The sequence below is a fragment of the bacterium genome, assembly GCA_030697645.1.
GTDB lineage: Bacteria > Patescibacteriota > Minisyncoccia > Phycocordibacterales > VMGT01 > JAUYPI01.
This window is the reverse complement of sequence record JAUYPI010000009.1, coordinates 1-25,807: the sequence shown is the minus strand read 5'-3', so window position 1 is coordinate 25,807 and position 25,807 is coordinate 1. Positions and strand designations below refer to the sequence as shown.

The window sequence follows — 25,807 nt, the reverse complement described above, 5'->3', positions numbered from 1 at the left end:
CAGGCGTCTCTGATCGCACCCCTGCTCACGCAACTGCCAACCACTAACTTCTAACTTCCAATAATTGGAAATCGGTTGTTGTAAATTGGAAATTGCGCCAGCGAGAGCCCGGACTTTCCTCCCGCGGGCCGCTGTGTTTGCGGCTGGGCGGCTATCCAGCACAAGAACTAATTCCAGTATACCGCAAAAACGTTTTTTGTCGAACTTTAGTCTTGGGAAACTATTGACGCACAAAATGACACGGCGGACATCACGATGATGTCCGCCTTTTGTTTTTCTCTCTGCGTTATTACACACAGTTCGGCACGTTACCTGCCGATCAGCTGCAGTAGGCTTGGAAATATAAACGCGCTTACAATAGACCCGAGCGCCAAAGCGCCAATCGTCGTAGACATAAATACGACAAACGTCTTCAGCCCGATTTCTGCCACGAAGCTCTGTAGGCCGCATGCCGCAAAGTACGCAAACGCAAACAACACAAGCGCCACAAACACTATCAAGCCGACTTCAACCACATCGTGTGTTTTACCAGTAACAAGCTGGTACAGGGCGTATGCCAAACTATCCTCGCTCCACGCTCCCCGCGCCGCAAGCACCGTGAATGATCCGACGAGCAACGCAAGAAGTACAACCGAGACGACAAAGATGGCCATAATCGTACGCCTCCCCCTATGCAAACTCCCTTATGCGAAATGACCCCACCGGTACAACACCGGAAGACATTTGAGGTTGAACAACACGGCGAGCAGAACGGTCGCGGTGATAATCGTACCCGCGAGCAGGGCATCATATGGAGCAGCAGCAAAAGGCACTATTGGTGTGCGCGCCATTACGAGAAACCCCACAACCTCTCCGGCAATAAAAGCAGTGTCGTCATACCGTACTCCTCGAAAACCGAGGGTAATGTGGATCAGCAGAACCAAAAACCACATCCGAATCCACGCCCCGGCTGTCGCCCCAGGATCCGGAGGCGATTCGGCTACCGCCCAACCGATAAAGCCGCCCAAAATCGCCAAAACGCATGTCCAAAATAGCGAACGTTCGTAGAACTTCATTGCCCATTCCCTCCATGGTTGCTGTTTTAGTTTTCGCCAAACATACACTTTTGGCGAACATTTCCACTTTATATGATAGCAAAAAGTATATTTGCTGTCGATTTTTTGGCCTGCGCTGTCATACGGACTGAAAACATGCGCGTCGAAGCACAAACACACTCTGCCCTGGCTTTCACGGCGAGTGTGTTTGTGCTTTACTGTCTGCACGCGAGTAAAAAAATTTTTCGCTCACGCATCTCTAAGCAACACCTGATCTAAAAATAATTAGATTAGGTAGCACGGACATAAGGATAGCTCCATCCGAGGACAAAACGTCCTCTGCCTGTGCTGTGGGCGGCATTGCTTAGAGGTGTATAAGCAAAAAAGAACCAAAGAGAACATTGGGGAAGGTTAGCATAAAAAAATTTCTATGTCAAGCGACTATGACCACCTCGACCGCGCACTCCGGCCCACCGCATGGGACGATTATATAGGCCAGGAGCACATCAAACGCAATCTCTCGATCCTCCTCTCTGCTGCCCGCGAGCGCGCGGAGCCACCGGAGCACCTCCTCTTCTACGGCCCGCCCGGTCTCGGCAAGACCACGCTCGCGCACCTCGTCGCCCGGCAAATGGGTGCCCAGATCAAGATCACCTCGGGACCGGCAATCGAGAAGGTGGGCGACCTCGCCTCGCTCCTCACAAACCTCGCGGCAGGCGACATGCTCTTTATAGACGAGATCCACCGGTTGAATAAGGCGGTCGAGGAAGTGCTCTACCCCGCAATGGAGTCAGGGGTGCTCGACATCATCATCGGCAAAGGGCCGTCGGCGCGCACGATCCAGCTCGACCTGCCGCCCTTCACGCTCCTTGCCGCGACGACGCGCGTCGCGCTCCTCTCCTCGCCGCTGCGCTCGCGCTTCTCTGGCGGCGTATTCCGGCTCGAGTTCTATAGCGAGGACGAACTCGCAAGAATCGTCGCCCGATCGGCGACGATTCTTGGAGTCAGAGTCGCGCCGGAGGCGTCCGAGGAGATCGCGCGGCGCAGCCGCTTTACCCCCCGAACCGCAAACTACATCCTCAAGCGCTGCCGCGACTTCACCCAGATACGTAAATGTGACCTGTCGCGTAAAGCCGTGTCCGAGGCACTCGCGCTCCTTGAAATAGACGAGCTCGGCCTCACCCCCGCGGACCGGCGTCTTCTCGAGACCCTGATCACTAAATTCAGCGGCGGCCCGGTCGGCCTCGGCACGATTGCCGCCTCGCTCGCGGAGGAAACCGAGACGATCGAGGAGGTGCACGAGCCCTACCTCATGCGCGCCGGTCTCATTGAGCGCACCCCGCGGGGCCGCATGGTGACCGCGCTCGCCTATGAGCACCTTGGTATCGCGATACCGACGAGCACACAGAAAACACTACTGTAATCGAATTTCCAAATTCCAAAAAACAATTTCCAAACACGACGTGCGTGTTTAAGATTTGATGCATTGGAATTTGAAATTTGTTTGGAACTTGTTGGTTGGAGCTTGGAATTTATTTGGTTTGGAGCTTGTTGGTTGGAAATTCGAATTTTGCTGTGTTGTTTTGCACTTTTCGCTTTACGCTTTACACTTCTTTATATGTCCGGCCACAATAAATGGTCAAAAGTGAAGCACCGCAAGGAGGCGACTGACGCCCATAAGAGCAAGGTATTCGGGAAGCTTGCGCAGCTCATCGCCGTCGAGTCCCGCCTCGCGAAAGGCGACGCAGGAGCTCCCTCTCTTGCAGCTATCATTGCGAAAGCGCGCGCCGTGAACATGCCGCAAGAGAATATCGAGCGTGCAATCAAGCGCGGCGCCGGGGGCGAGGAGGCCGCGCTCGAGGCCGTCACCTACGAGGCGTACGGCCCGGGCGGCGCGGCGCTCATCATCGAAGCAGTCACTGACAACAAAAATCGCGCCGTCGCAGAAATAAAACACGCTCTCTCCGAGCACGGCGGCTCGCTCGCCGCCCCGGGCTCCGCTCTTTGGGCGTTCAAAAAAACCGACACCGGCTGGGAACCGACCACTCCCCTCTCACTCGATGAAAAAACGCAAATCGCACTTGCCGCGCTCGTCGAGGCGCTCGAAGAGAGCGACGAGGTGCAGGCGGTGTACACGAACGCGAATTTTCGAGCATGAATGTTCTCGCAATTGATCCCGGGTACGCTCGGGTGGGGATGGCGGTACTTCGACGAAATGCCAACAAAGATACGCTGCTCTACTCGTCGTGCCTCATGACAGACAAAGCACTCCCGCACGCCGAGCGGCTCTCGCAGATTGGAGAAGAGGTGCGACGGCTGATTGCGCTCTACGAGCCGCGCTCGCTCGCGCTCGAGCGGCTTTTTTTTAATACGAACCAACGTACCGCGCTTGCGGTCTCTGAGGCGCGTGGGGTGATCATTTTTGCTGCGCGCGAAGCGAGGCTAGAGGTACACGAATATACGCCGCTTCAGGTGAAAATCGCGGTTACCGGCTACGGCCGCGGCACGAAGCAGCAAGTTGCCGCGATGGTCGCGCGGCTCATTGAGCTCCCCGAGCGCTCCCGCCACGATGACGAGATTGACGCGATCGCGGTTGGGCTAACGCACCTTGCAGTCTATCGTAAACCCATACCACACGCTGTATGGGGCGCATGAGGTAACGATTGACATTATAAAATTATGTCGTACAGTATATTTACAACCTTGCAAAATAAAATTGATTTGTGAAAATAGTGGCTACCAAAACTGGTGGAGCGTCGTGGCAGAATGCGCGAGGCTCTACCACTGGGGTCGCCGTTATCAACTCGAACGATTCAGTGCCACACACTATACGTTATGAGTAATGATTTCGAAGCGCGCTTCGCGCGCGGGCTCGACGAAGACGAATTCCGCATCGCCGACAAAGATGACGATCTCGAAGACGACGAGGAGGAAAAAGACGACGACGTTGCGCTTGAAGATGAAGAGGAGGAGGAAAGCGATTAAATAATCAATACCCCAACCAATGCCACACCCCCGCAGACATCTGTCTCGAGGGTGTGTTTGTTGTTCTAACGAATCCTGAGAAATCGCCGTTTGCCGATTCGAAGCACGCCGCCTCGGGGCGCTACTGCTCGAGGGTCGGTGAGCCGCTCCCCCGCCGCGGTCTCAACCGCGCCACTCTCAATGAGCCGGCGCGCTTCGGTTTTTGACGCGACGAGACTGCTTCGCGCGAGCACATCAATCAAGGCCTCGTTTTCTTTGGCCGCGATTTCCGGCATATCCTCCGGTGCTTCGCCGCCAGAGAATGTCGCAAGAAAACGCGCCTCGGCTTCATGTGCTGCCTCCTCGCCCGAAAGACGTGCGGTGACCTCTCGTGCAAGGCGGAGTTTCAAATCACGCGGATTCGCGCCTCCTTGAAGCTCGTCCTGAATCGTATGGAGTTCTTCGTATGCGAGCTCAGTGCAAAGCTCAAACCCCGGCACAATCATCGTGTCCGGCCAGCGCATCACTTTCCCAAACTGCTCGTCGGACGTATCACTGAGCCAGATCACATTTCCCTCACTTTTGCTCATCTTGCGGCCAGTGGGATCTGTGAGAAGTTTTGTTGTAAGGACGAATTTCTCACGGCCGAGGAGTTGTTTTTCAAGTGTCCGGCCCACGAGCATGTTGAACGTCTGGTCCGAAGCGCCTATCTCCCCGTCGACTTCAAGCGCGACGCCATCGTACCCCTGCATCAGCGGGTAGAGAAATTCGTGAAGGTAAATTGGCTTCCCTCCCGCGCTGCGGCGCTCGAACATGTCGCGCTTGAGGAGCTGGTCAACGGTGAGATGCGAGGCAATCTCAAGCACGCGCTCGAACGTAAGCGTGTCGTGCCACTCGCTATTGCGCCGCAGTTCCGCCGGATTCTCGCCGTCAAAGTGTAAAAATAGCGCCGCCCCGGCGAGATAGCGCTCCTGATTCACTCGCACCTCCTCACGCGAGAGAGAACGTCGGGTCGCGGTCTTATCCGTTGGGTCGCCGATCATCGCGGTGAAATCACCAATGAGGAGAATCACGCGGTGACCGAGCTTCTGGAAAGCGGCGAGCTTCCCGAGCACCACGACGTGCCCTAAGTGGAGCGCCCCTGTCGGGTCAATGCCGAGGTAGATCGAGAGCGGCTTGCCGCTCTCGAGCCGCTCGCGCAAAAAATCAGCGCTCGGGTACACCGCCTCAACGCCGCGCGTGAGGAGTTCGGTAATCGCCGCTTCGGTACCCTGTAAACGCTCGTTCATTGACTAAAACTCTATCATAGAATACGCTACTATGCTGCGTACTGCTATACTGGGTTTTATGAGTAATACTGACGGTCATAAAACGCGCCGCTCCACTCTGCGAAGTGTATTTTTGATCACACTCGCCCTCGCTCTCTCGGGGACGGGCGCGGCGCTCCTCTGGGCCGCCACGCTCACTGTCCCCGACTTTTCGGCGTTTGAGGACCGCCGCATCATACAGTCTACGAAAATCTTCGACCGCACCGGAAAGATCTTACTCTTCGACGTCAACGCCGATACAAAACGCACGGTGGTCGGTATCGAGGAGGTTTCACGCCGCATCAAAAATGCAACCGTGGCCATCGAGGATGCAACGTTCTACGAACACAAAGGCATCCGGCCGCTCGCGGTCGTGCGTGCGACATTGAAAAACATCCTCTCTGGCAGATTTGAGCAAGGCGGCTCGACCATCACGCAGCAGGTGGTTAAAAACTCGATCCTCACGCGTGAGAAGCGCCTGGCACGCAAGCTTAAAGAGTGGATCCTCGCAGCGAAGCTGGAGCAGCAGATGAGTAAAGAAGGTATCCTCGAACTCTACCTCAACGAGGCACCCTACGGCGGCAGCGTCTATGGTGTCGAGGAAGCGAGTCAACAATTTTTCGGGAAGAGCGCCCGCGATGTAACGCTCGCGGAGGCAAGCTATCTCGCTGCGCTCCCGCAGGCGCCAACCTACTACTCCCCCTACGGCAACCACCGCGACGCCCTTGAGACACGCAAGGGCCTCGTCCTCGAACGAATGCTCGCGGAAGGATTCATTACGGAAGAAGAACGCGCCGCCGCACTCGCCGAGGAACCGACATTTCTGCCACGGAGCGAGAGTAGTATCCAAGCGCCGCATTTTGTGATGTATGTGCGGGAGTATCTCGAGCAGAAATACGGACGGGAGACGATCGAACGCGACGGGCTCACGATCGTAACGACGCTCGATAGTAAACTCCAGACAGATGCGGAGCGTGTTGTTAAACAATTCGCGCTTGAGAATAAAAAAAAGTTCAATGCCGAGAACGCGGGGCTTATCGCGCTCGATCCGCGTACGGGAGAGATACTCGCTATGGTCGGCTCGCGCGACTACTTTGATAAAGAGATTGACGGCAACTTTAACGTCGTGCTCGGCGAGCGCCAGCCGGGCTCCGCGTTTAAGCCCTTCGTCTACGCCACCGCGTTTATGAAAGGGTACCGGCCGGAGACGGTAGTCTTCGATCTCGAGACTGAGTTCTCGACTGAGTGCACTCCGGACGGCTCACCGATCTCGCCGAGGGCGATCTGCTATAAACCGACGAACTATGATAATGTCTTTCGCGGTCCGGTCTCGCTCCGAAACGCCCTCGCGCAATCAATTAATGTGCCGGCGGTCAAAGTACTCTACCTTGCCGGACTCAAGGACTCCCTCGAGATCGCGGAGCGCATGGGTATCTCTACTCTCAAAGACATCCGCCGCTATGGCCTGACGCTCGTTCTTGGTGGCGGCGAGGTAACACTCTTTGATCTCACGAGCGCTTATGGAATATTTGCAAACGACGGCGTGCGTGTCCCGCCGGCAACGATCCTTAAGGTTGTGCGGACGGACGGAACGGTGCTTGAAGAGCACACACCACGCCCGCTCCGTGTGCTCCCGAGTGAGATTGCGCGGACCGTGACCAATATTCTCGCCGATAATGAAGCGCGCACACCGGCATTCGGCGAGCAGTCGTTCCTCTACTTTCCCGGCTACGATGTCGCGGCAAAGACCGGAACCACGAACGACTACCGCGACGCATGGATCGTGGGTTACACGCCAACTATCGCGGTCGGTGCGTGGGCAGGAAACAATGATAATTCACCGATGGAGAAAAAGGTTGCTGGGTTTATCGTCGCGCCGCTCTGGCACGAGTTCATAAACAAGGTCCTTGTCTCTCAAAAAAAGGTCTCCTTCATCAAGCCGCATACGCTCCCGGACAGCCTGGAATTAGCGCCGATCCTCCGCGGCCGGTGGCAGGGTGGCGTGTCGTACGTCGTCGATAAAATCTCCGGGAAGATCGCGACCGACCTTACTCCCCAAGAGCTCCGTGAAGAGCGCGTCGTCGTTGATCCGCACACGATTCTCCACTGGGTAAACCGCGAAAACCCCCTCGGGCCGAGGCCGGAAAATCCAACACTCGACCCGCAATATCGCCTCTGGGAAGCGCCAGTCGCAGTGTGGGTCGAAAGACAGAAAATCAATCGTGAGACGCCGCAAATTATCCCAAATGAAAAAGACGACGTCCATATACAGGAAAAAGCCCCGAAGCTTGAAGTACAAGGACTTCACCCCGGCGCCTACGACGCCTCGGAGCGAGTACTGTTCACGGTCTCAGGTGCTGGAGCATCGACGCTCGCGCGCGCCGAGGTATTCCTCAACGGCACCCTCATCGGCTCCACACAGACCCCTCCCCTCTCGTTCTCTTTAATACCCGCTGACGCCGGCGCTCTCGAAGGCGACAACGAACTCCTTATCATCGGCTACGACAGCGTCCTCAACCGCGGTGAGTATCGCACCACACTTTCGGTTACCGGAGGAGCCGCGGCAACAACAACACCGTAATCCACAGGGTGAAAATTACAAACCCCAGGAAACCTGATCTCTTAATGGTTTTTCATTTCACTCTGAAATAAGAAGTCAAACTCCTGCTTGTGAAGAAAAAGCTCGGCGCGGGCGACCGAGGAGAGGGTGAGCTGTACAGTACCATTTTTTACGCGAATATTTTCAATTGGCACATCGGTGCCGAGGATATGCTCTGCCGCTTTTTTCGCCGCCTCTTTGAGCCGCAGCTCCGGGTGCGGCAGATGTACATATTTCTGAATGTAAATACTGATATCTTTCATAATCCTCAACTAAACACACACCCGTTGTAATCGCTCACGTCTTTTATTTTTGTGCGTTGCGAGAGGTGTTTAGAAAATGGCGAGCCGAGGAAAATGCAGATGTCTGAGGCCGAGCCCCGAGGGAAGTCGAGTTCTGCGTTTTGCGTCAAGCGAGGCGACGCCATTTCCAAACACTTCCAGCACGAACACAAAAATAATAGGCGTGAGTGGTTGTGGGTGGGCACTTGACACAATCAAATTTCTAAAGGACACTTTTTTATCCACAGTCATGTCCTTTACAATGTCCTTTATAGAAAATATCATAAAGGACAGAGAGCGTTACAAAAGGACAACGCTATCAGATCCTTCCAAGGAAAAGATCTTTTCATATTCTCCATAGAAGGTCGTCTGGAATAAGATAATCTTGGCGAGCACGAAGCGCCCCAAACTTCTATACGTCTTATAGATTTTAGCGCTTTCGCGCCCCGAGCATTTTATTCTGGGTGATTCTTCAGCAATCGCCCACTATGTTGCCCACTTACATAGTGGGTTATTTGTTTCCCGTGAAATCAAACGAGTCCTAAAAAATCCACACGCCAGTGAATTCACAAGCACCCTACTCGACCCAGTATTTTTTCCGTATCTTACCAACCGCCTCTGTTTCTTGAGAAACTTTACGCTTACGCCCATGCTCGCCGAGCGCCATAAGTTCCTCGTCTGACAACTGCGCGAGCTCCAGCGTTCGATTTCTAAGGTTCTCCGGTGTATTTTTTGTTGGGTCATCGAGTATGTCCTCCAGCATGGCGTGGAGAATATACCCGACCTTATGCCCCGGCTTGAGTCCGGTGATTTCCATTATTTTATCACCATTTATCGCTATCATCTTCACCGACGTCGGGCTGCGGAGTGCTTCCTCGATCATTGACTTGTATTTCCGAAACCGATACGGCTGCTCCTTTGGCCTTCCGGTTCCTATCCTGTCACACGCCCGTAGGTTCATAAGATCCCATATGTTCTCTTCGCCAACATTGCGTACCATTCTACGCACTGCAGAAAGCGTTACTTTCTCCGGGTCAGAGAAAAACATGTGCCAACGGACAAGCTTCGATACTTTTTCGATTGTTTTCACGGGAAACTTCAGACGCTCCATGATTTTCCGAGTTTCTCGTGAACCAACGACGTCGTGCCCGTGGAAAGTCCAGTCGTTCCTCTCTTTTGCAAAACGACGCGTTGACGGCTTTCCAATATCGTGAAATAGGGCGGCAATACGCAAGTCTAAATCCCAGCCCTTATCTGCAGCGTGCTGGGCAGTTCGTATATTATGCCCCCATACGTCATACTTATGAGCCTGATTTTGCTCAATCCCTATCCCTCGCTCAAGCTCGGGGATGATATATGGGAGGAGTTTGAGCTCGTGCAGGAATTCTATGCCTCGCATTGGAATATCTGACTCAAGAATGCGGATAAGCTCGGCTCGCACGCGCTCTATCGCTATATTTTGCAAGCTCTTTGTGTGCAAACATATAGCTTCGGATGTTTCTTGTGAAATCGAAAAATCAAGCTCACAGGCGAAGCGCACCGCACGCATCATACGTAAGGCATCTTCAGAAAAACGCTCACCAGGATCGCCAACCGCTCGTATTACGCGGTCTTTGATGTCCTCTTGGCCGTGAAATAAGTCTATGGTGTTTTCACGAGAAACGTCGTAGGCGATTGCGTTTACGGTAAAGTCACGTCTCTTGAGGTCATCCGCAAGTGTATCGCTAAATGTAACCGAGTCTGGGTGACGCGAGTCAGAATACTTTGCCTCTAATCGGTAGGTAGTCACTTCAATTACTTCTGTAGTTATGTCCTTTATATATTTGTCCTTTATGTTTATGTCCTTTAGATTTTCAAAGACAACACCGACGGTGCCGAAGTCGTTTTCGTAAAATGAACCGGGGAAGAGCTCAAGTATTTGTTCCGGCCTAGCGCTTGTCGTCAAGTCCCAATCCTTGGGTACCTTGCCCATGATGAGATCCCGAACGCACCCGCCGATAAGGTATGCCTCGAAACCGGCTTTCGTGAGCGTCTCCGATACGGCTACAACTTTTTGCGGCATCTTTGAATTTGTGCGCAATTCCATGCCGAAATTGTACTGTATCCTTTTGTTTTACGCTAATCATTGCTATGATTTATGTGCTGCCCTCGTGGTGAAATGGATATCATTTTTGCCTTCGAAGCAAACGTTCCAGGTTCGAATCCTGGCGGGGGCGTTAAATTTCCAGCATGAAAGCCAAAATCAGCCTTGTTACTCTTGGGGTATCCGACCTTCTACAATCATTACGATTTTATCGTGATGGGCTTGGTTTCCCCGTACACAATTACAAAGATGGACAAGGTGTGATTTTCTTCGAGATGATGGGGACGTGGCTCGCTCTCTACCTAAAGGAAAAGCTTGCCGAAGATGCTATGGTCCCGGCAACTGGGTCTGGATTCGGTGGTATTACATTGGCTCACAATGTGCAAACCAAAGAAGAGGTCGACCGGGTGATTGAACGGGCGATAAGTGTTGGAGCAAGGTTGATCAAGAAACCACAGGAAGTATTTTGGGGCGGGTATTCAGGATATTTTGCCGACCCAGACGGATATTTGTGGGAGGTGGTCTTCAATCCATTTATGGACTTAACATAACAGCGGCTAAAATGCCGTTGCAAAAACGCAGTGTGCGAGTATGCTGGAGTTGTGCACAAACCAAGAAGAAAAAAGCACTCCAACAGATCATCCGAATTTGCTTTTTGGGGCAGATACGAAAAACGCGGGCATAGTTTAGTGGTAAAATGACAGATTGCCATTCTGTAGACGGGAGTTCGATTCTCCCTGCCCGCACAAGGTAAAGTTGGGGACTGAAAAACCTATGATTCTTCAGGTCGGCGTTAAGGCGTTGATTTTAAACAAAAAAGGGGAGGTTTTGCTCCTCAAGCGGTCCCCGGAAGCGTATCCCGATGTTAACAATCTGTGGGATATACCGGGCGGCAGAATCAATCCGGGGGTGTCACTATCCGAAAACTTAAAGCGGGAGATCGAAGAAGAAACGGGGCTTAAAATGGTCGGCGAGCCGGAACTTGTTGCAGCGCAGGACATTTTGCGCCCCGATAAGCATGTGGTGCGACTGACCTATCGCACATCTGCTGAAGGGGTGCTAGTACTTGACCAAAAAGAACATAGTGAGCATAGGTGGCTGCCAAAACAGGAAATAGCAAAGTGTGCTGGGCTCGATAAGTATGTTTGGGAAATTGCCCAAAAGAGCCTCATATAAGACGGGTAGGTCTGCCCAAGTAGCGCCCCTAAGAAAAATGGCTTAAAAGTAAGGGATTGTGGATAACGTTGGGGACATGTGTATAAAGGACGTCCTTAATATCTAATTGAAAAAGGACTGCACTCATAAAAACGGCTCAAAATATAGGTTTTAAAAAGTCGCTCATAAAAGACTCTGGATGTTTCTTAAGAAACATCGCTACGTCTTAAAAACCAAAAACTTGTGGCTGAGTCAACGCGAACGCAGAAGCAGGAGGTGGGAAAACTCGGTGAGGATGTCGCATGTCGCTATCTGACTCAGCGCGGGTTCCGGATTATTGAGCGTAATTTTCTCCGAAAGTGGGGGGAGATCGACATTATTGCGTCGAGAAATGACCTGCTCCACTTTATCGAGGTGAAGACGGTTTCGAGCGTCTTTGGTACGGATGGCAGCGACAGTATTGACGCCTATCGTCCTGAAGAAAACGTCCACCCGAGAAAGCTCAAACGACTCGCACGAGCAGTAGCAACGTATTTGGCGGGAAGGAAGGACGACCCGGAATGGCAGTTTGGTGTCATCGCGGTATTGCTCGATCGCGGTGCAAAAAAGGCGCGGATACGCTATCTTGAGGACATTGTCCTATAGGCTTTAAATAACGAAGTGCCGGGGTGTAGTGTAATGGTAGCACGAGTCCTTTGGGAGGATTTAGTCCGAGTTCGAGTCTCGGCACCCCGAAAATGCATACGGTGTGCCTTAAATCGCGCGCGAGAACCGCGCGGTATGCTATGATGCAATAAAGGCGAGTGTTCCACTTTTCGCCGCACAGTAATCCAGTCATATCTAAAAAAGTGGGGCGCATATTGTATGGCAAAAACCACTTCAGACGAAAAACAAAAAAATCAAGGCGTGGACGCGCGAACGTTTTCTGCGGCGGAGGAGCTCAAAGACGCGATGATCGCAGAGGCGGTCATGAATAAGGCTTCGGACGTCCACATCGACCCAACAGAGCAACATCTCTTGATTCGCTTCCGCATTGACGGTGTGCTCCATGTATGGACAAGACGGCCGCAAGACGAATATGATACTTTTATCTCCCACCTCAAAGTGCTCAGTGGTCTTGATATCGCGCACCGTGCGACACCCCAAGAGGGCTACTTCGCATGGGTGGCACCGTCCAGCACAAGTGCCGCGGTGGCCTCAGGAGCTCGCGTGCTTGCGGTTCGCTCCTCGTTCTTCCCGACGGTCCATGGCGAGGCGGTGGTGCTCCGACTTCTCAATCGCGTTGAGTCGTTCCTCAACCTCTCGGATCTTGGCTTCGGTGCTGAGGATCTCGGCCTGGTGCGATCAATCTCCCGCCGATCGCACGGCATGGTACTCGTCTCGGGTCCGGCGGGTACCGGAAAGACAACGACGCTCTATTCAATCCTCCGTGAGCTCGCGGGGGAGAGCCGTACGATTATCACACTCGAGGATCCAGTCGAATACTATCTCGATTTTGTACGCCAGAGCCAGGTCTCGCCACACACGGGCTACACCTTTGCTGTCGGCATACGCTCAATCCTACGCCAAGACCCGGACAGCATCATGGTCGGCGAAATCCGCGATTATGAAACCGCGGAAAATGCAATCCGCGCATCGCTCACTGGTCGGCTCCTCCTCTCGACGCTCCATGCGAACTCGGCCATAGGCACCATCACGCGGCTTATAGACATGAAAATAGAGCGGGATATGGTTGCGTATGCGCTCTCCGGCGTCATTGGGCAGCGCCTGGTAAAAAAAATCTGCGGGTCGTGCCGCGAGGCGTACCAACCATCTGAGGAAATACGAAGCTCTTTGGGGATCGATCGGGGCGCGAGTATCGTCCACGGCGCTGGCTGTGAGGTGTGCTTCGATACCGGCTACAGCAGCCGTGTAGGTATCTTCGAGGTGCTTGATGTCGATGGCGAGCTCCAGCGCATGATAATCAATAACGCCTCAGCCGCAGAAATCGAAGAGGTGGCGCACAAGAAGGGCCTCAAGACGCTTCGCGAAGACGGACTCAAAAAGGTCTACGCCGGCATCACGACGCCAGAGGAGGTGCTGCGGGCGAGTATGTAGTGGGGGCAGTATGGCTCAACCGCAACCACGCCACATTGAAGCTCCGGAGACGCACGCCCTACAATGCGGGCATAGTTTAGTGGCAAAATGACTGCCTTCCAAGCAGTAGATGGGAGTTCGATTCTCCCTGCCCGCACAATATGAGATTCCTTTTGCTTTCGCCGCGTTCGTGGAATAAAAAAACGGGTGCCTCTTTTTTGGCGTTAGTTGCTTTCTGTTTTTTCATTTTTGCAGGGATTCCGTGGTATCACATACGAACCGCGCAGATGAAGTTCAGTGAAATAAACCAATGGTTTTTCCTAACAGCAATAATTTTAGGATTGGCTTACTTCATCTTCGAGAGGCAGACAAAAAAAGTTTACTTCTGGTTGGCCGCGATTGCCATTACAGGGGGCGTAATATTTCTTATTACACGCCAATATGGATATCCGTATTTCTTTCCGATTTAAAACAAAGCAGGTTCTAACACCGTCTATAAAAGTGCTCCGAAGTCAGTTCCGCTATACGCAACCTATTAGCCATTACTCTCCTCGCCTGTCGCGCACTTCACCACCACTCGCCGAAACCTGCCTTCGCCGAATGACTCGGTGGTGACATCTGGTACGTCGCTAAAGAACGAGTGGACGACCAGACGCTCGTAGGAGCTCATGGGGGAGAGTTCGATTGGACGCAAGAAGAGTCTAGCGCGCTCCGCCGCCTCGCGCGCCTCGGTAAGCACCGCCTCCACGCGAGAGCGGCGATAATTATTGACGTCTATCGAAAAGTTGAGCTCGTCGTCTTCGTCGCCGCCATGCCGACGCGCAAGCGCCCGGACAATGTGGTTCAACGCCGCGAGGTTCTCGCCCCTAGTGCCAATCAAGAGATTTGAGTCGCTGCTCGTTATTGAAAATTGCCGCCGTTTCGTCGCGGCGTCTTCTGTGAGCTCGACAGAATCGCAGGAAACACAGAGTTTCCCGAGGACCTCTTCGATGAGTTGTTTGATTGTTTGAGGGTCCATGTTGTTTGAAGAATAGAGGGTGGAAAGTAGAAGGTGGAAACTACTGCAACTACTCTCCACTTTCTACTTTCCACTTTCCCGTTCCCGAGCCCGCTTCACATACATCTCCTGCCCGATGGCGAACGCGTTGCTCGCCGCAAAATAGAGCGCGACGGCACCGCCGAAATTATATGCAAAAAAACCAATGAGGGCGGGAAACACATACTTCATCTGAAGCTGGAGACTCCGCGCGAGCTCGTCTTTGAGCGAGCGCTCCCCATCCCGCGGCTCGCCCTGTGGTGCCTGCGGCGTCATAAGCCGCGCCTGGAGGTACTGCGTCGCTCCAGCAAGCACGGCAAGTATAACGCTTTTTTTTGAAATATCAATAAGCCCGAGGAGCGAGAGGGAAATAACCCCCGGCTCGGCAAGGAAGTCGTAGAGGAGCTCGTGATTGATCGCGGGGAGCCCAGCCTTGACAAAAACGAAGTAAAGCGCCAATACCACCGGTATCTGGAGGAGGAGTGAGAGAATCGTCGAGAGAGGATTGACGCCTTCCCGCCGATAGAGCGCCATGGTCTCCATGGCCTGGCGTTGTTTATCGTTCTTAAACTGCGTCTTAATGCGCTCGAGCTCCGGTCCAAGCTCTTTCAAGCGTTGTTGCGATATAATCGAGCGGTAGGAGAGTGAAAACAGGCCGAGTTTTACTGCGATAGTAAGTACGATAACTGCGACGCCAACATCGCCCCCGGGGATAACGGAAATCAAAAAAACCAACCCGTTGTAGAAAGGTTGGTAGAGGAGGGTATTAAAGAGCGATCCTATCATGTAAACAGTCTAGCAGAAGTCGGCCTACCGCGACAGTATTCGCTTAAGAAGAGACTCTATTTCCACGTTGAGCTCGCTCGGCGTGAGCGCAAGAGAGCCGGGCTTAAAGAAAAAAATGCCCTCAAGACGCGGCGGGGAAGCGGGGAGCAGGCGCTCAAGCGCTCCGTAACCGCGGCGGCGCAGCCGATTGCGACCAACTGCACCTCGTGAGACCTTTTTACCGGCCGCAAAACCAAAGCGGTAGGAGCCGTCAGGGGACGGTAAAACGCGTAGGGTGAGATGCGGTGAGTGGAAGGCCGTCCCACGCCTCACAATCTCCGCAACCTGCGCTCTGGTAAGCCGGTGTTTTTTTGGAAGCATGGACGACGAGAAAGTAGAGGGTAGAAAGTAGGGGTTGAACGTAATCCTACTTTCCACTCTCTACACCGCAACCCTTGCCCGCCCCTTACGCCGACGCCGCACCAAAACCGCTCTGCCTCCGGGTGTGCTGCTGCGTGCGCGAAATCCATGCGTGCGCGCTCGTTTGCGTCGTTTTGGTTGATAGGTGCCTTTCATATTTGGAAAGTAGAAAGTGGAGGGTAGAAAGTGGGGAGTCGAAAACACAAAAACTACTTTCTACCCTCCACTTTCTACTTTCCACAGGTTGTACCCATATTCCTAACATAGTTCCACACACACCACAAGTTTGTGCACACCAAACTCGCGCTATAATAAAAACAATTAGAAGTTGGAAATTAGAAATCGGTAATTGTGTACACTATGGATCTCCGCGAAACATGGAATAGTATTCTCGTAGAAATCGAGCTCTCCGTATCACCGGCGACGTTCAACACTTGGTTCAAAGACGCCTCGCTCGTAACATACGATGGTGGGGTCGCTACGGTTGGCATTCCGAATGAATTTGTACGACAGTGGATTGTTGAGAAGCACCACAAAACACTCTTACGCCTTCTTAGGGAGCGAATTGAAGGCGTACGCTCGATTGAGTACATTATTGTCGGGTCGCAGCATAGAGTTAATCAAACGACAACGCCTGTATCCTCTCATATAAACGGCAAAAATATTGCACAAGAGCTCCCGTTTGCCGAATATTATGTGAGTAAAGAGGATAATTTGAATCCTCGTTATACATTTGAAACATTCGTTATCGGCTCATTTAACGAACTCGCTCATGCCGCATCGCAGGCAGTAATCAAAAAGCCCGGTGTCGCCTATAATCCACTCTTTATCTACGGAAACACTGGCCGGGGGAAAACACACCTCATTCAGGCAATCGGAAACGCGCTTAAACGCGCCCATGCAAAGGAGCGGGTCTACTATATCACCTCGGAGCAATTTGCCACGGAATACGTTGACTCGCTCCAGAACGGCACCGCAGGGAAATTCAAAGAGAAATACCGTGGCTACAACACGGTACTTATAGACGACATTCAATTCTTTTCAAAAAAAGAGAAGATACAAGAAGAGCTCTTTCACCTCTACAACACCATGCACGACAGTAATAGGCAGGTAATCTTTTCCTCCGATACCCATCCAAGCCAGCTTCCGGACATTGAGTCGCGACTCCTGTCGCGATTTGCTGCTGGGATGGTTGTTGAGATCACGGAACCGGACTATGAATCGCGTATGCTCATCATCAGAAAAAAGATGCAAGGCGCGAATGCTCCTGTGTCTGAAGATGTGATTACCACACTTGCGGACTCTATTACAGCAAACATCCGCGAGCTTGAAGGCGCAATGAATTCGATCCTCTGCGAGGCAAAACTTCACGACCGCGCCCCAAACCTTCTCGATGTAAAGCAATATATTAAGAACAACGTCCGGCCGAAGAAAACAATGGCTGCGGCAGAGGTTATTAAAACAATCGCGTCATATTACGGCATTGAAGAATCGTCAATATACGAAAAAACACGCCGGAAAGAGGTCGTCAAACCGCGGCAGGTCATTATGTACATTCTCCGGGAGGATTTCCAAACTTCCTACCCCACCATCGGGCAGCGGCTTGGCGGACGCGACCACACCACAGTTATCCACTCCTGTGACAAGGTAAAAGAAGGGATAAAAACAAATATGGAATTCGCACAGGAAATAAACCAGATCAGAGCAATTTTGAAATAAATATAAATTTCGCGACGAGACTGGTTATACAAGAAGTCTGTGGAAAACTGCGTGCTTAAAATGTACACTACACGGGCGTACGTATACGTAGTGTGTGGATAAAAATTTCAGATTTTTTACATACTATAATTTAGTACCATACATTCCACACGATACCAGTCATGGCATACCATCTAAAGTGTTTGTTTCCAATGTAAAATATTGCTATCCACCTATCCACAGGGTTAATAATAACAATAAAGAATATATATGAAATTTATTACGACACAAAACAAACTAAATGACGCACTGTCTCGAGCAGCTCGCGTGACCGTGCGCAGCGCTACACTTCCAATACTCTCGTGCATACTCCTTGAGGCGGAAAAAGATGTTGTGGTCGTCCGGTCGAGCAACCTCGATCTTGGAGTCGAGATTCGGTTTCCGGCGCGCGTCGAGAAGCCCGGGACCGCCGCCGTCTCCGGATCGATCCTCAGTAATTTTGTCTCACTCTGCCGTGATGACCGCGGAATTGCATTCTCGCTTGGAGACGGCGATCTGGTGGTTTCCGGCGGCGGCAGGACTGCGCGTATTAGGAGGGTTCCTCATGAGGAGTTTCCGGTAATGCCGCAAGTCCGCGACGGCTCCAGTATCCTGCTTCCTGTTGCGGACTTACTGCGGGCATTGCGCTCTGTCGCCTACAGCGCATCGCTCACAACATTGAAGCCAGAACTCGCGAGTATTTTTCTCAAATACAGCGGCGGCTCTCTTGTATGTGCCGCAACGGACGCGTTTCGTCTCGCTGAGAAGCGGCTCCGGCTCAAAAAGGAAATGTCGTTCGATACGTTTCTCCTTCCCGCAAAGAGCGCGGCGGACATAGTGCGTATATTTGACGGACTCGACGGAGACGCAGTTCTCGTGGTGGATAAAAATCAGTGCAGTATTTCCTGTGGCGACATCTACCTCACCAGCAGACTTATTGACGGCGTGTTTCCCGACTATGAGCAATTTATGCCGACGGGGAGACAGACTGAAGTGGTGGTGCTGCGTCAGGACTTCCTCAATGCGCTCAAGGCAACGAGTATTTTCTCAGACCAATTTCACCAGGTGAGTATGCGGATTAGTCCGGTCGAGGGAGTGTTTGAGGTTGAGACCAAGAATACCGACGTCGGCGCGCACACCGAGCTCCTTCAGGCGACGCTCGAGGGCGATGAGGTCGCGATGCGCTTCAACGGCCGCTACCTTATGGACCCGCTACAGGCGATTAATTCAGACAGTTTGATTCTCCGCTTTAATGGTGCCGAAAAACCGGTCGTGCTCTCCGGCGTCGGCGATCAGTCGTTCCGCTACCTCGTGATGCCGATGAATAGGTGACGTTTAGGTTCTAGGTTTTAGGTAATTCACGGTTTTATCTTGACCGCCGTTTGCCGTGGAATGCTTTGTGCACGTCCCGCAGGTGGGTGTCGGTGACGTGGGTATAGATTTGGGTGGTGGCGAGATGCGCGTGGCCGAGGAGGGCTTGCACCGAGCGAATGTCGGCACCGTTTTCAAGGAGGTCGGTCGCAAAAACATGCCTCATTGTATGAGGGGTTACCTTTTTCGAGATGCCGGATTTTGTTGCGAAGTGCTTGACTATGCGTTCCACGGAGCGAGATGTGAGACGGCGCGGAGCGACATTTTTTGATGCCGGGGAGAAGCTCACGAAAAGCGGCTCGGCAAGATCGGTTCGCTTTCCGAGGTAGGCGCGGAGCGCGATGCGGGCGGTCTCAGAGAGGAAGACGACACGGATTTTTTCTCCCTTGCCGCGCACGGAAAATGTGTCGCGCGTGAGGTCGAGATCGTGATTGAGCGCGCAGAGCTCGGAGACGCGCAGGCCGGTTGAGAAGAGGAGTTCAAGCAGGGCGCGGTCGCGGAGCGCCTTGACGTCGCTTCCATCCGGAGAGCGGAGGAGGCGCTCAAGGTCGGCAAAGGAGATTAAATCGAGCTCGCGCTCGGGGACTCGAGCAAGCTCGATGCGCTCGGCCGAGAGCGACACGATGTCGATGCGCTGGAGATATTTAAGGAATGCGCGGAGCGCGATGAGATAATAATTCTGGGTTTTTTTCTTTATGGTGCCCGCCTCGTCTTCGTGCGAGTCGTTTACTGTTGTTTTCTCTCTTTGCACCCGTTGCCTATTGAGCGCGAGGCGGTAGCGCCTCACGAGGTCGTCTGTTATTTGAACAGGGCTTTCTATGCCCGCAAAAGTAAAAAAGCGTTCAAGATAGCGCTCGTAGTTACGCACCGTCTTCAGACTGCGGCCTTTTTCAATCTCGAGGTATTCGAGAAACTGACGTTTGAGCGTATGGATTTGTGCGTTAGGCATGCCGCAACTTTACGCTTTCACGTAACGTCGCACAACATCATTGCGGTGGATAGCGGGGCGTGATACCATGGGAACATGCTTACGAAGCGGAAAAAACAGAGGGTGATCAAAGAGGCCCAAATTCACGAACAAGATACGGGGTCGGCGGAGGTGCAGATCGCCGTGCTCTCGAAGCGCATTGAAGAACTGGCCTCACATCTCAAACGGCACAACAAGGACCAACACTCACGCCGGGGCCTCCTCCAGATGGTTGCGAACCGCCGTCGTCATCTCTCCTATCTCGAGAAGAAGAATCCAAGGCGTTATGCGGCGATCGCGAAAAAAATAGGACTTATCAAAAAAGGTTAATTTTCCCTTATGGGAGCGACAAAGTACAAGTATCATCGCGTCGGCGTATTCATTGACACGCAAAATCTCTACCACAGCGCCAAAAACCTCTACCAGGCACGCGTCAATTTCGGGAACGTGCTCAAGGACGCCGTTGCCGGGCGGGATCTTATCCGCGCCATTGCCTACGTGATCAGCACTGAGAGTGGGGAAGAGCGGGCGTTTTTCGAGGCGCTTGAGAAGCTCGGTATTGAGACCAAAGTGAAGGATTTGCAGATATTTTTTGACGGATCGAAAAAGGCAGACTGGGACGTTGGCATGGCGGTTGATATCGTCAAACTTGCGCCGCGGCTCGATACGATCGTCATTGCCTCCGGAGACGGCGATTTCGTGCCGCTTGTCGAGTATTTGAAGGCAAATCAAAACCAGGTGGAGGTTGTCGCGTTCGGCAAGTCCGCCTCGCAGCGCCTGCGTGAGTCGGCGGACGACTTCCTCGATCTCTCCACAAAACCCGAGCGCTACGTGCTGGGCCGTGGGCGTGCTCGGCGGCGGGGGAGGGGAGGCGGCTCGGCGGTAAGGGAGAGTGACGAATAACCGCTTATCACGTGAAGGGAGACATGCTGTTTGAGACACCAGACGTTATCCACATCATGGGTAACAATTCCACGATGAAACGTGCGCGTGCCGTACATGTCTATACGCCCCCGCTTAAAATGAAAGTATACGCCGATTCGGAGCTTAAACGAACGTGAAAATTTTTGACCCCACGTACGCCTTGCGGACACCCGCTGGGCGTTTTTTGGCGTGTGTCCCTTAACACCTTGTTGAGCCCGCCGCCGTGCGGCGGGTTTTGCTATTCTTGCGTAGTATGGTAGAGTCTTCGGTAGCGGTTGTCAGATAGCTGATTTGAATCTTTCTTAGCTACTTGATTCAAGTCTGGAATCTGGTCGCCGCAGTATTCATGCACAAGAGAGAATTTAGTGTGGAAATCGGCGGTAAGACGCTCACGGCAATCTTCTCCGATCTCGCGGAACTCGCGGACGGCTCGGTGATGCTGCGGTATGGCGACACACTGGTTCATGCCACGGCGGTGATGTCAGCGCGGCCGACCAATCTCGACTACTTGCCGCTCACTGTGGACTACGAGGAGCGGTTTTATGCTGCGGGGCAGATTCTCGGCAGCCGCTTCATCCGCCGCGAGGGGCGGCCGTCGGACGAGGCAATCCTCTCGGGCCGGGTGGTGGATCGGACGATTCGGCCGCTCTTTGACCACCACATCAGAAATGACATTCAGGTGATCATCATGATCCTCTCGCTCGGCGAGCACGACCCTGACGTGCTTGCGGTGAACGCCGCCTCGCTCGCACTTGCGACCTCAAGCATCCCCTGGCGCGGGCCGGTCGCCGCGGTGCGGATCGGGAAGGGGAGCGACGAGGGTGAGCTTATGGTGAATCCGACGTTTTCCGAGCGCGGCATTGTGCGACCGGCGGACAGCGGGGAGCCGCTGCCGTGCCTCTTCGATCTCGTCGCCTGCGGCCGCGATGGTTCCATCAACATGATTGAGGTCGGCGCGTGCGAGGCGCGTGAGGAGTCGCTCGGCGAGGCACTCGAGCGCGCGCGGGAGGAACTGGATCGCTTGCAGGCGTGGCAGGAGAGTATTGTCGCCGAGATTGGGAAGGAGAAGCAGGTACTCAGGGTGCCCGAGGTGCCTCCTGCTCTCGCGGCACTGTTTGACGCAGAGATCGCGGCGCGGCTTGACGGAGCAGTCTTTGCCGGAGCAGGCAAGCGCTCAATCAGCGCGCTTGGCGAGACGTGGACGAAACTTGTCGCAGAACGATTACCTGACGTCGCCCCGGCTCTCGTACGTGACTATTACGACGGGCAGGTAAATGCGATTATTCACAAAGAGGCAATCGAGCGCGGCAGGCGGCCCGATGGCCGCGGCCTCGACGAGGTTAGGCCACTCTTTGCTCAGGCAGGCGGGGTCTCGCCGCTCCTCCACGGCACCGGTATTTTCTACCGCGGCGGTACGCATGTGCTCTCGGCGCTCACTCTGGGGGGCCCACAAGACTCGCTCATCATTGAGGGAATGGAGGTGCAAACGAAAAAGCGTTTTGTGCATCACTATAACTTTCCACCGTTTGCCCCGGGTGAGACCGGGCGCATGGGGGGCGCGAATCGCCGCATGATCGGCCACGGCGCGCTCGCGGAGAAGGCGCTCGCCCCTATGATCCCGCCGCGCGAGACGTTTCCCTACACCATTCGCGTGGTCTCGGAGGTGATGAGCTCGAACGGCTCAACCTCGATGGGCTCGGTTTCTGCAGCGACACTTGCCCTGATGGATGGCGGGGTGCCGATTCGCGCGCCAGTCACCGGCATCGCCTCGGGCATCATGTATGAGTCACCCGAGCGCTACGCGCTTCTCACCGACATCCAGGGCCCGGAGGATGAGCACGGGGACATGGATTTCAAAGTCGCGGGTACAAACCGTGGCGTGACTGCGGTGCAAATGGACGTGAAAGTGGACGGCATTCCTGTTTCGGTGCTGATCGAGGCACTCGAGAAGGCGCGCGTGGCGCGGCTCAAAATCCTCGAGACGATTACGGCGGAGCTCGCCGCGCCGCGCTCGTCACTTTCGCCGCACGCGCCGATGATCGAGATGATGAAAATAAAGCCGGAGCAGATCGGGCTCGTGATCGGCACCGGCGGCAAGGTAGTCAACGAAATCCGCGAGCTCACGAAGACCGAAATCGAGATCGAGGACGACGGGTCGGTGTTTATCACCGGCAAGAATGACGGCCCGCAGCGCGCGCGGGAGATTATAGAGTCAATGACGCGGGAGTATCTGCCCGGGGATCGGCTTCAGGGCACGGTCTCGCGCATCGCAGACTTCGGCGCGTTTGTGAAAATCGGGCCGCACAGCGAGGGGTTGGTTCATGTCTCGGAGATCGCGCCGTGGCGCGTCGAGAGCGTGCGAGATGTGCTCCGTGAGGGGCAAGAAGTGCCGGTCATGGTGAAGGAGCCGAAGGAGGGCGGAAAAATTTCGCTTTCAATAAAAGACGCGGATCCTAATTTTCTCCCAGAGCCGCCGGAGAGTGGAGGCGGGGCGCAGCGCGGAGGCCCTGGCGGCTTTTCGCGCCGCCCGCCGCAGCGCGGACGCGACGAGCGCCGAGACGATAGACGGCGGTGGTGAGGGTTCGCAATTCAGAATTTTGCAAAAAAAGTCAAACGTAGGACTTACGCGTTTGAGCGACGAAGGCAACAAAGAAATGCGCCAAACGCGTAAGTCCTAAAACAAACGCTACCCTGACACGGATGTGTCAGGGTACGGGGGCAGCGGATCTCTCTGTGGCGTGTTTCACCTATCGAGGAGCTTGGCAATGGGCGACGACACCTTTTCCCCGTCGTGACGGAAACCGCGCAGTTTTCTCAGAGCTCGGATTTCTATCTGGTGCACTCGTTTCCGTGTGATGCCGATTGCGTCGCCGACCTCCCTGAGTGTGTGCTCACGTTCTCCACTTAGTCCAAAGCGCATGTTTAAAATTTGTCCCTCGCGCGGGGTGAGGGACTGGCTGATTTGAAGATTAAGAGTCTCCCGGAGACGCTCTTCAAACTCGAGCTCAGCATATTCATCTTCTGCCGAGGGCAGCGCGAGTATTTTGCCGCCCATGAGCTGCTTGATTTGGATCTCGCGGATCACTGCCCATTCGCGCGGCAGTTCTGCGAGGCGCTCTCGCCACTCGTCCTCGCGCATGAACTGCGGGAACAAATCAAACGGTGACTCGCCGGTGAGGTCCATCAACTTGCGCAGCACGTTCTCGTTCCGTGGATAGCCCTTGAGGAGCATCCACTTCGAAACAGTCATTTGACTCACGCCAAGCTGTCGCGCAAGCTCCGCTTGACTCCAACCCTTCTCGCGCAGGAGCTTGTAGAGCTTGCTGTGCTTAATCTTACCGATGAGCGCGACCTCAAACGTACCTTCCGACATAACGGCCTCCTTATTTTTGACCCCATCGGGCGGGGCCTTTTCTCTGCCACAATATAAGCACGTAGACTAGTCGTCGTCAAATTTAAGGATTTTTGTTTTGGGCATGAACACTGCGGAAAAAAAAGCGCACGGCCGGTGGGGCGTGCGCTTGGTATCGGTGGGCCGAACGGCGGATTGCTTGCGTTAGTCTTTTTCTGGCTCGGATTTTAATTCGGATTCTGGCGGTGCGTTGCGCGCAAAAGTTTCGATTGCCTGCGCGACCTCCTTGAGCTCGCTATCGGCTTCATCCTCGGTGAGGCCCCTTTTTGTCTCCGCGGGCCGCTCGAGATGCGCGGGAAACGGCGGGAGGGTATCTTCGGTGTTTGGTTGGCTGTCCTGCTTGTTCATATCGTTTGACCTCCCTATTCTTTAGATTCCTTTGGGCCAGTTGATCCTAGCAAAGGTTTCTCGCTTTGGCAAACCGGTCTCGGCATCGAAGTCTGGATTATTGTCGCCGGGATTGAAGGAGGGCATGACAATGAGAAGCGGTGTGAATTTGCCGCGATAGTTATTACTGAGTGCCTCGGCAGTGAGCTCGAGCACCAAGGCGTCGTCTGCGAGGCGCGAGAGGCGTTCGCCGTCGAAGTTGTTTCGTACGTCACGGCGCTCAAAAAATGCCCGTGGCGTGTCTATGATCGGCGTGGATGGCGCGAGGCCCCGACGCGCTTTTACTTGCGCAAGAATGTGTTGGTCGGTATCTTCTCTGTGGCCGAGGGCGTCGACCTTGAGCAGGACGTCGAGCAGAGGGTCGGGGAAAAACGGTACGTACTTTTTTGAGCCGATGAGGGAGACTGCCCCCGCAAGCCCCTTGATGCCGGAGAGGTCGAATGGCCGACCGGCGATGTCGAGTTTCGAGTTCGTAAGCACGCGGTCGAGCGCGCCGAGGCGTGACTCGCCGCGCGCGCCTCGGAATAGATGCGGGTTCGAGTAGATATGGTCGGCGAGAAACATCTCCCAATCGGCAAGACGCTGGTGGCTTTCGAGGTCCGGTCGCTGTTTTTCAATGGCAGAGCGGCGCGCCGAAAGGCGCTCCGGGTCTCGGATGGAGTTGAGGAACTGGGTGATATTGCGCACTGCCCGCTCGCGCTCGCTTCTCTCACGGACGATGCGCTCCGCGTTTGTATCGAGCACGTTTGCGAACGCATCGTGCCTTTGCGGCGGGAGGGCGAGCGCCTTCGTGCGGATAGCTTCGATCGCACGTATGGCGCGGTCTACCGGATCCTCATTGGGAATCTCGCGGAGCGTATGAGATGGTTCGTCCATCTCAAGCCGCAGTAAGTGCGGCGTGCTCTCCTCGAAGGGTTGTTTTTCGCCTGGAGACATCAGAGCTATTGTAGCAGGTACTAAAGAATATGCGCCACCCCATCCTTTGCTCATGCCCATGCTTCTTGATTGCTTCTGTGTTGTTTTTTGGTGGCGTGGCATTCGGCTGGGCTGAAGTATTTTTCAGTGCTACAATCGCGCTCATGGAGCGACGTTTTGTACAAGACCTTGCCCGAAATGTGCAACACAATGTGCAACACTCGGTGTTGCGCATTAGACTTCTTTCGAAACCCCTTCCTGCTGCAATTTCTGATTTTCGGCTGCGACTTCGTAAAGTATCGCAAAATGATCCTCGTCGTACTTCGAGTAACGCGTCGAATCATTTCGCTCACTTTCCTCGTCTCGCTCAAAAA

Annotated in this window: 27 protein-coding genes and 4 tRNA genes; 18 read left to right on the top strand and 13 right to left on the bottom strand. The window is 53.9% G+C overall.

Annotation, left to right across the window (positions count from 1 at the left end; all coding sequences use genetic code 11):
- Positions 1-308: 308 nt before the first annotated feature.
- Both Q8R39_02530 and Q8R39_02525 read right to left on the bottom strand, forming a co-directional pair.
- Complete coding sequence (locus Q8R39_02530; protein MDP3735279.1) at positions 309-653, bottom strand: hypothetical protein; 345 nt, start codon at positions 651-653, stop codon at positions 309-311.
- A 30-nt stretch (positions 654-683) separates the two neighbouring features.
- Positions 684-1,055, bottom strand: a complete 372-nt coding sequence (locus Q8R39_02525; GenBank protein ID MDP3735278.1) for a hypothetical protein — start codon at positions 1,053-1,055, stop codon at positions 684-686.
- Positions 1,056-1,464: 409 nt separating this feature from the next.
- On the opposite strand from Q8R39_02525, the gene ruvB reads away from it, so the two are divergent.
- The 4 genes from ruvB to Q8R39_02505 all read left to right on the top strand — a co-directional run bounded on the left by ruvB (position 1,465) and on the right by Q8R39_02505 (position 4,019).
- Positions 1,465-2,457 (top strand): Holliday junction branch migration DNA helicase RuvB, encoded by a 993-nt coding sequence (gene ruvB, locus Q8R39_02520; protein MDP3735277.1) that lies wholly within the window; start codon positions 1,465-1,467, stop codon positions 2,455-2,457.
- 195 nt (positions 2,458-2,652) lie between these two features.
- The gene (locus Q8R39_02515) at positions 2,653-3,192 is read left to right on the top strand and encodes a YebC/PmpR family DNA-binding transcriptional regulator (protein ID MDP3735276.1); all 540 of its coding nucleotides are present in this window, start codon (positions 2,653-2,655) and stop codon (positions 3,190-3,192) included.
- On the top strand, positions 3,189-3,689 hold the full coding sequence (gene ruvC / locus Q8R39_02510; protein MDP3735275.1) for a crossover junction endodeoxyribonuclease RuvC: 501 nt from the start codon (positions 3,189-3,191) through the stop codon (positions 3,687-3,689). Before Q8R39_02515 ends, ruvC begins: the two co-directional genes overlap by 4 nt.
- A gap of 180 nt (positions 3,690-3,869) precedes the next feature.
- Positions 3,870-4,019: a hypothetical protein gene (locus tag Q8R39_02505; protein MDP3735274.1), complete on the top strand. Its 150-nt coding sequence runs from the start codon at positions 3,870-3,872 to the stop codon at positions 4,017-4,019.
- A 65-nt stretch (positions 4,020-4,084) separates the two neighbouring features.
- Here the strand turns inward: Q8R39_02505 and tyrS are convergent, their stop codons facing one another.
- Positions 4,085-5,287, bottom strand: coding sequence for a tyrosine--tRNA ligase (gene tyrS / locus Q8R39_02500; GenBank protein MDP3735273.1), 1,203 nt, complete (start codon positions 5,285-5,287; stop codon positions 4,085-4,087).
- A 58-nt stretch (positions 5,288-5,345) separates the two neighbouring features.
- On the opposite strand from tyrS, the gene Q8R39_02495 reads away from it, so the two are divergent.
- Positions 5,346-7,886 carry a PBP1A family penicillin-binding protein gene (locus Q8R39_02495; protein ID MDP3735272.1) on the top strand — a complete coding sequence of 847 codons (2,541 nt, stop codon included), beginning with the start codon at positions 5,346-5,348 and terminating at the stop codon, positions 7,884-7,886.
- A gap of 41 nt (positions 7,887-7,927) precedes the next feature.
- Here Q8R39_02495 and Q8R39_02490 read toward each other — a convergent pair whose 3' ends face one another.
- Entirely contained in the window at positions 7,928-8,167 is a 240-nt protein-coding gene (locus Q8R39_02490; protein ID MDP3735271.1) for a hypothetical protein, read from the bottom strand.
- Between the two features lie 595 nt (positions 8,168-8,762).
- Positions 8,763-10,271, bottom strand: coding sequence for an HD domain-containing protein (locus tag Q8R39_02485; protein MDP3735270.1), 1,509 nt, complete (start codon positions 10,269-10,271; stop codon positions 8,763-8,765).
- Positions 10,272-10,329: 58 nt separating this feature from the next.
- Here Q8R39_02485 and Q8R39_02480 point away from each other — a divergent pair.
- The 8 genes from Q8R39_02480 to Q8R39_02445 all read left to right on the top strand — a co-directional run bounded on the left by Q8R39_02480 (position 10,330) and on the right by Q8R39_02445 (position 13,656).
- A tRNA-Arg gene (locus Q8R39_02480) sits at positions 10,330-10,401 on the top strand.
- A gap of 13 nt (positions 10,402-10,414) precedes the next feature.
- Positions 10,415-10,819: a VOC family protein gene (locus Q8R39_02475; protein MDP3735269.1), complete on the top strand. Its 405-nt coding sequence runs from the start codon at positions 10,415-10,417 to the stop codon at positions 10,817-10,819.
- 124 nt (positions 10,820-10,943) lie between these two features.
- Positions 10,944-11,014 (top strand) — tRNA-Gly (locus tag Q8R39_02470).
- A gap of 28 nt (positions 11,015-11,042) precedes the next feature.
- The gene (locus Q8R39_02465) at positions 11,043-11,444 is read left to right on the top strand and encodes an NUDIX domain-containing protein (GenBank protein MDP3735268.1); all 402 of its coding nucleotides are present in this window, start codon (positions 11,043-11,045) and stop codon (positions 11,442-11,444) included.
- Between the two features lie 222 nt (positions 11,445-11,666).
- Positions 11,667-12,068: a YraN family protein gene (locus Q8R39_02460; protein ID MDP3735267.1), complete on the top strand. Its 402-nt coding sequence runs from the start codon at positions 11,667-11,669 to the stop codon at positions 12,066-12,068.
- A 19-nt stretch (positions 12,069-12,087) separates the two neighbouring features.
- Positions 12,088-12,158, top strand: a tRNA-Pro gene (locus Q8R39_02455).
- Between the two features lie 129 nt (positions 12,159-12,287).
- Positions 12,288-13,520, top strand: a complete 1,233-nt coding sequence (locus Q8R39_02450; GenBank protein MDP3735266.1) for a GspE/PulE family protein — start codon at positions 12,288-12,290, stop codon at positions 13,518-13,520.
- A gap of 65 nt (positions 13,521-13,585) precedes the next feature.
- Positions 13,586-13,656 (top strand) — tRNA-Gly (locus Q8R39_02445).
- Positions 13,657-14,034: 378 nt separating this feature from the next.
- On the opposite strand, the gene Q8R39_02440 is transcribed toward Q8R39_02445, so the two are convergent.
- From Q8R39_02440 to rpmH, 4 genes are all read right to left on the bottom strand, one after another.
- A complete protein-coding gene (locus Q8R39_02440; GenBank protein MDP3735265.1) occupies positions 14,035-14,517 on the bottom strand; it encodes a R3H domain-containing nucleic acid-binding protein in 483 nt (160 codons plus the stop codon).
- Positions 14,518-14,580: 63 nt separating this feature from the next.
- Positions 14,581-15,321, bottom strand: a complete 741-nt coding sequence (locus Q8R39_02435) for a YidC/Oxa1 family membrane protein insertase (GenBank protein ID MDP3735264.1) — start codon at positions 15,319-15,321, stop codon at positions 14,581-14,583.
- 24 nt (positions 15,322-15,345) lie between these two features.
- Positions 15,346-15,681, bottom strand: a complete 336-nt coding sequence (locus Q8R39_02430; GenBank protein MDP3735263.1) for a ribonuclease P protein component — start codon at positions 15,679-15,681, stop codon at positions 15,346-15,348.
- A gap of 60 nt (positions 15,682-15,741) precedes the next feature.
- Complete coding sequence (gene rpmH, locus Q8R39_02425; protein ID MDP3735262.1) at positions 15,742-15,876, bottom strand: 50S ribosomal protein L34; 135 nt, start codon at positions 15,874-15,876, stop codon at positions 15,742-15,744.
- Between the two features lie 204 nt (positions 15,877-16,080).
- Here rpmH and dnaA point away from each other — a divergent pair, with 204 nt between their 5' ends.
- Together dnaA and dnaN are read left to right on the top strand one after the other, a co-directional pair.
- The gene (dnaA, locus tag Q8R39_02420; protein MDP3735261.1) at positions 16,081-17,439 is read left to right on the top strand and encodes a chromosomal replication initiator protein DnaA; all 1,359 of its coding nucleotides are present in this window, start codon (positions 16,081-16,083) and stop codon (positions 17,437-17,439) included.
- Between the two features lie 249 nt (positions 17,440-17,688).
- Positions 17,689-18,789 (top strand): DNA polymerase III subunit beta, encoded by a 1,101-nt coding sequence (dnaN, locus tag Q8R39_02415; protein ID MDP3735260.1) that lies wholly within the window; start codon positions 17,689-17,691, stop codon positions 18,787-18,789.
- A 34-nt stretch (positions 18,790-18,823) separates the two neighbouring features.
- On the opposite strand, the gene Q8R39_02410 is transcribed toward dnaN, so the two are convergent.
- Positions 18,824-19,777 (bottom strand): tyrosine-type recombinase/integrase, encoded by a 954-nt coding sequence (locus tag Q8R39_02410; GenBank protein ID MDP3735259.1) that lies wholly within the window; start codon positions 19,775-19,777, stop codon positions 18,824-18,826.
- A gap of 75 nt (positions 19,778-19,852) precedes the next feature.
- On the opposite strand from Q8R39_02410, the gene rpsO reads away from it, so the two are divergent.
- The 3 genes from rpsO (at position 19,853) to Q8R39_02395 (ending at position 23,297) form a co-directional block, all read left to right on the top strand.
- Positions 19,853-20,125 (top strand): 30S ribosomal protein S15, encoded by a 273-nt coding sequence (gene rpsO / locus Q8R39_02405; protein MDP3735258.1) that lies wholly within the window; start codon positions 19,853-19,855, stop codon positions 20,123-20,125.
- Positions 20,126-20,134: 9 nt separating this feature from the next.
- The gene (locus Q8R39_02400) at positions 20,135-20,698 is read left to right on the top strand and encodes an NYN domain-containing protein (protein MDP3735257.1); all 564 of its coding nucleotides are present in this window, start codon (positions 20,135-20,137) and stop codon (positions 20,696-20,698) included.
- Positions 20,699-21,065: 367 nt separating this feature from the next.
- Complete coding sequence (locus Q8R39_02395; protein MDP3735256.1) at positions 21,066-23,297, top strand: polyribonucleotide nucleotidyltransferase; 2,232 nt, start codon at positions 21,066-21,068, stop codon at positions 23,295-23,297.
- A 165-nt stretch (positions 23,298-23,462) separates the two neighbouring features.
- Here Q8R39_02395 and Q8R39_02390 read toward each other — a convergent pair whose 3' ends face one another.
- The 3 genes from Q8R39_02390 to Q8R39_02380 all read right to left on the bottom strand — a co-directional run bounded on the left by Q8R39_02390 (position 23,463) and on the right by Q8R39_02380 (position 25,454).
- Positions 23,463-24,092 carry a sigma factor-like helix-turn-helix DNA-binding protein gene (locus Q8R39_02390; protein MDP3735255.1) on the bottom strand — a complete coding sequence of 210 codons (630 nt, stop codon included), beginning with the start codon at positions 24,090-24,092 and terminating at the stop codon, positions 23,463-23,465.
- A 183-nt stretch (positions 24,093-24,275) separates the two neighbouring features.
- Positions 24,276-24,479, bottom strand: coding sequence for a hypothetical protein (locus tag Q8R39_02385; protein MDP3735254.1), 204 nt, complete (start codon positions 24,477-24,479; stop codon positions 24,276-24,278).
- Between the two features lie 21 nt (positions 24,480-24,500).
- Positions 24,501-25,454 (bottom strand): hypothetical protein, encoded by a 954-nt coding sequence (locus tag Q8R39_02380; protein MDP3735253.1) that lies wholly within the window; start codon positions 25,452-25,454, stop codon positions 24,501-24,503.
- Positions 25,455-25,807 lie beyond the last annotated feature (353 nt).

Excerpts from the sequence above, each read along its gene's own strand:
- tyrS (MDP3735273.1), bottom strand. The coding sequence starts at position 5,287 with ATGAACGAGCGTTTACAGGGTACCGAAGCGGCGATTACCGAACTCCTC.
- dnaA (MDP3735261.1), top strand. The coding sequence starts at position 16,081 with ATGGATCTCCGCGAAACATGGAATAGTATTCTCGTAGAAATCGAGCTC.
- Q8R39_02440 (MDP3735265.1), bottom strand. The coding sequence starts at position 14,517 with ATGGACCCTCAAACAATCAAACAACTCATCGAAGAGGTCCTCGGGAAA.
- Q8R39_02435 (MDP3735264.1), bottom strand. The coding sequence starts at position 15,321 with ATGATAGGATCGCTCTTTAATACCCTCCTCTACCAACCTTTCTACAAC.
- Q8R39_02385 (MDP3735254.1), bottom strand. The coding sequence starts at position 24,479 with ATGAACAAGCAGGACAGCCAACCAAACACCGAAGATACCCTCCCGCCG.
- Q8R39_02410 (MDP3735259.1), bottom strand. The coding sequence starts at position 19,777 with ATGCCTAACGCACAAATCCATACGCTCAAACGTCAGTTTCTCGAATAC.
- Q8R39_02380 (MDP3735253.1), bottom strand. The coding sequence starts at position 25,454 with ATGTCTCCAGGCGAAAAACAACCCTTCGAGGAGAGCACGCCGCACTTA.
- rpmH (MDP3735262.1), bottom strand. The coding sequence starts at position 15,876 with ATGAAAGGCACCTATCAACCAAAACGACGCAAACGAGCGCGCACGCAT.
- Q8R39_02400 (MDP3735257.1), top strand. The coding sequence starts at position 20,135 with ATGGGAGCGACAAAGTACAAGTATCATCGCGTCGGCGTATTCATTGAC.
- Q8R39_02430 (MDP3735263.1), bottom strand. The coding sequence starts at position 15,681 with ATGCTTCCAAAAAAACACCGGCTTACCAGAGCGCAGGTTGCGGAGATT.
- Q8R39_02450 (MDP3735266.1), top strand. The coding sequence starts at position 12,288 with ATGGCAAAAACCACTTCAGACGAAAAACAAAAAAATCAAGGCGTGGAC.
- Q8R39_02515 (MDP3735276.1), top strand. The coding sequence starts at position 2,653 with ATGTCCGGCCACAATAAATGGTCAAAAGTGAAGCACCGCAAGGAGGCG.
- Q8R39_02390 (MDP3735255.1), bottom strand. The coding sequence starts at position 24,092 with ATGTCGGAAGGTACGTTTGAGGTCGCGCTCATCGGTAAGATTAAGCAC.
- rpsO (MDP3735258.1), top strand. The coding sequence starts at position 19,853 with ATGCTTACGAAGCGGAAAAAACAGAGGGTGATCAAAGAGGCCCAAATT.
- ruvB (MDP3735277.1), top strand. The coding sequence starts at position 1,465 with ATGTCAAGCGACTATGACCACCTCGACCGCGCACTCCGGCCCACCGCA.
- Q8R39_02525 (MDP3735278.1), bottom strand. The coding sequence starts at position 1,055 with ATGAAGTTCTACGAACGTTCGCTATTTTGGACATGCGTTTTGGCGATT.
- Q8R39_02465 (MDP3735268.1), top strand. The coding sequence starts at position 11,043 with ATGATTCTTCAGGTCGGCGTTAAGGCGTTGATTTTAAACAAAAAAGGG.
- Q8R39_02530 (MDP3735279.1), bottom strand. The coding sequence starts at position 653 with ATGGCCATCTTTGTCGTCTCGGTTGTACTTCTTGCGTTGCTCGTCGGA.
- Q8R39_02495 (MDP3735272.1), top strand. The coding sequence starts at position 5,346 with ATGAGTAATACTGACGGTCATAAAACGCGCCGCTCCACTCTGCGAAGT.
- Q8R39_02475 (MDP3735269.1), top strand. The coding sequence starts at position 10,415 with ATGAAAGCCAAAATCAGCCTTGTTACTCTTGGGGTATCCGACCTTCTA.
- dnaN (MDP3735260.1), top strand. The coding sequence starts at position 17,689 with ATGAAATTTATTACGACACAAAACAAACTAAATGACGCACTGTCTCGA.
- Q8R39_02395 (MDP3735256.1), top strand. The coding sequence starts at position 21,066 with ATGCACAAGAGAGAATTTAGTGTGGAAATCGGCGGTAAGACGCTCACG.
- ruvC (MDP3735275.1), top strand. The coding sequence starts at position 3,189 with ATGAATGTTCTCGCAATTGATCCCGGGTACGCTCGGGTGGGGATGGCG.
- Q8R39_02505 (MDP3735274.1), top strand. The coding sequence starts at position 3,870 with ATGAGTAATGATTTCGAAGCGCGCTTCGCGCGCGGGCTCGACGAAGAC.
- Q8R39_02490 (MDP3735271.1), bottom strand. The coding sequence starts at position 8,167 with ATGAAAGATATCAGTATTTACATTCAGAAATATGTACATCTGCCGCAC.
- Q8R39_02485 (MDP3735270.1), bottom strand. The coding sequence starts at position 10,271 with ATGGAATTGCGCACAAATTCAAAGATGCCGCAAAAAGTTGTAGCCGTA.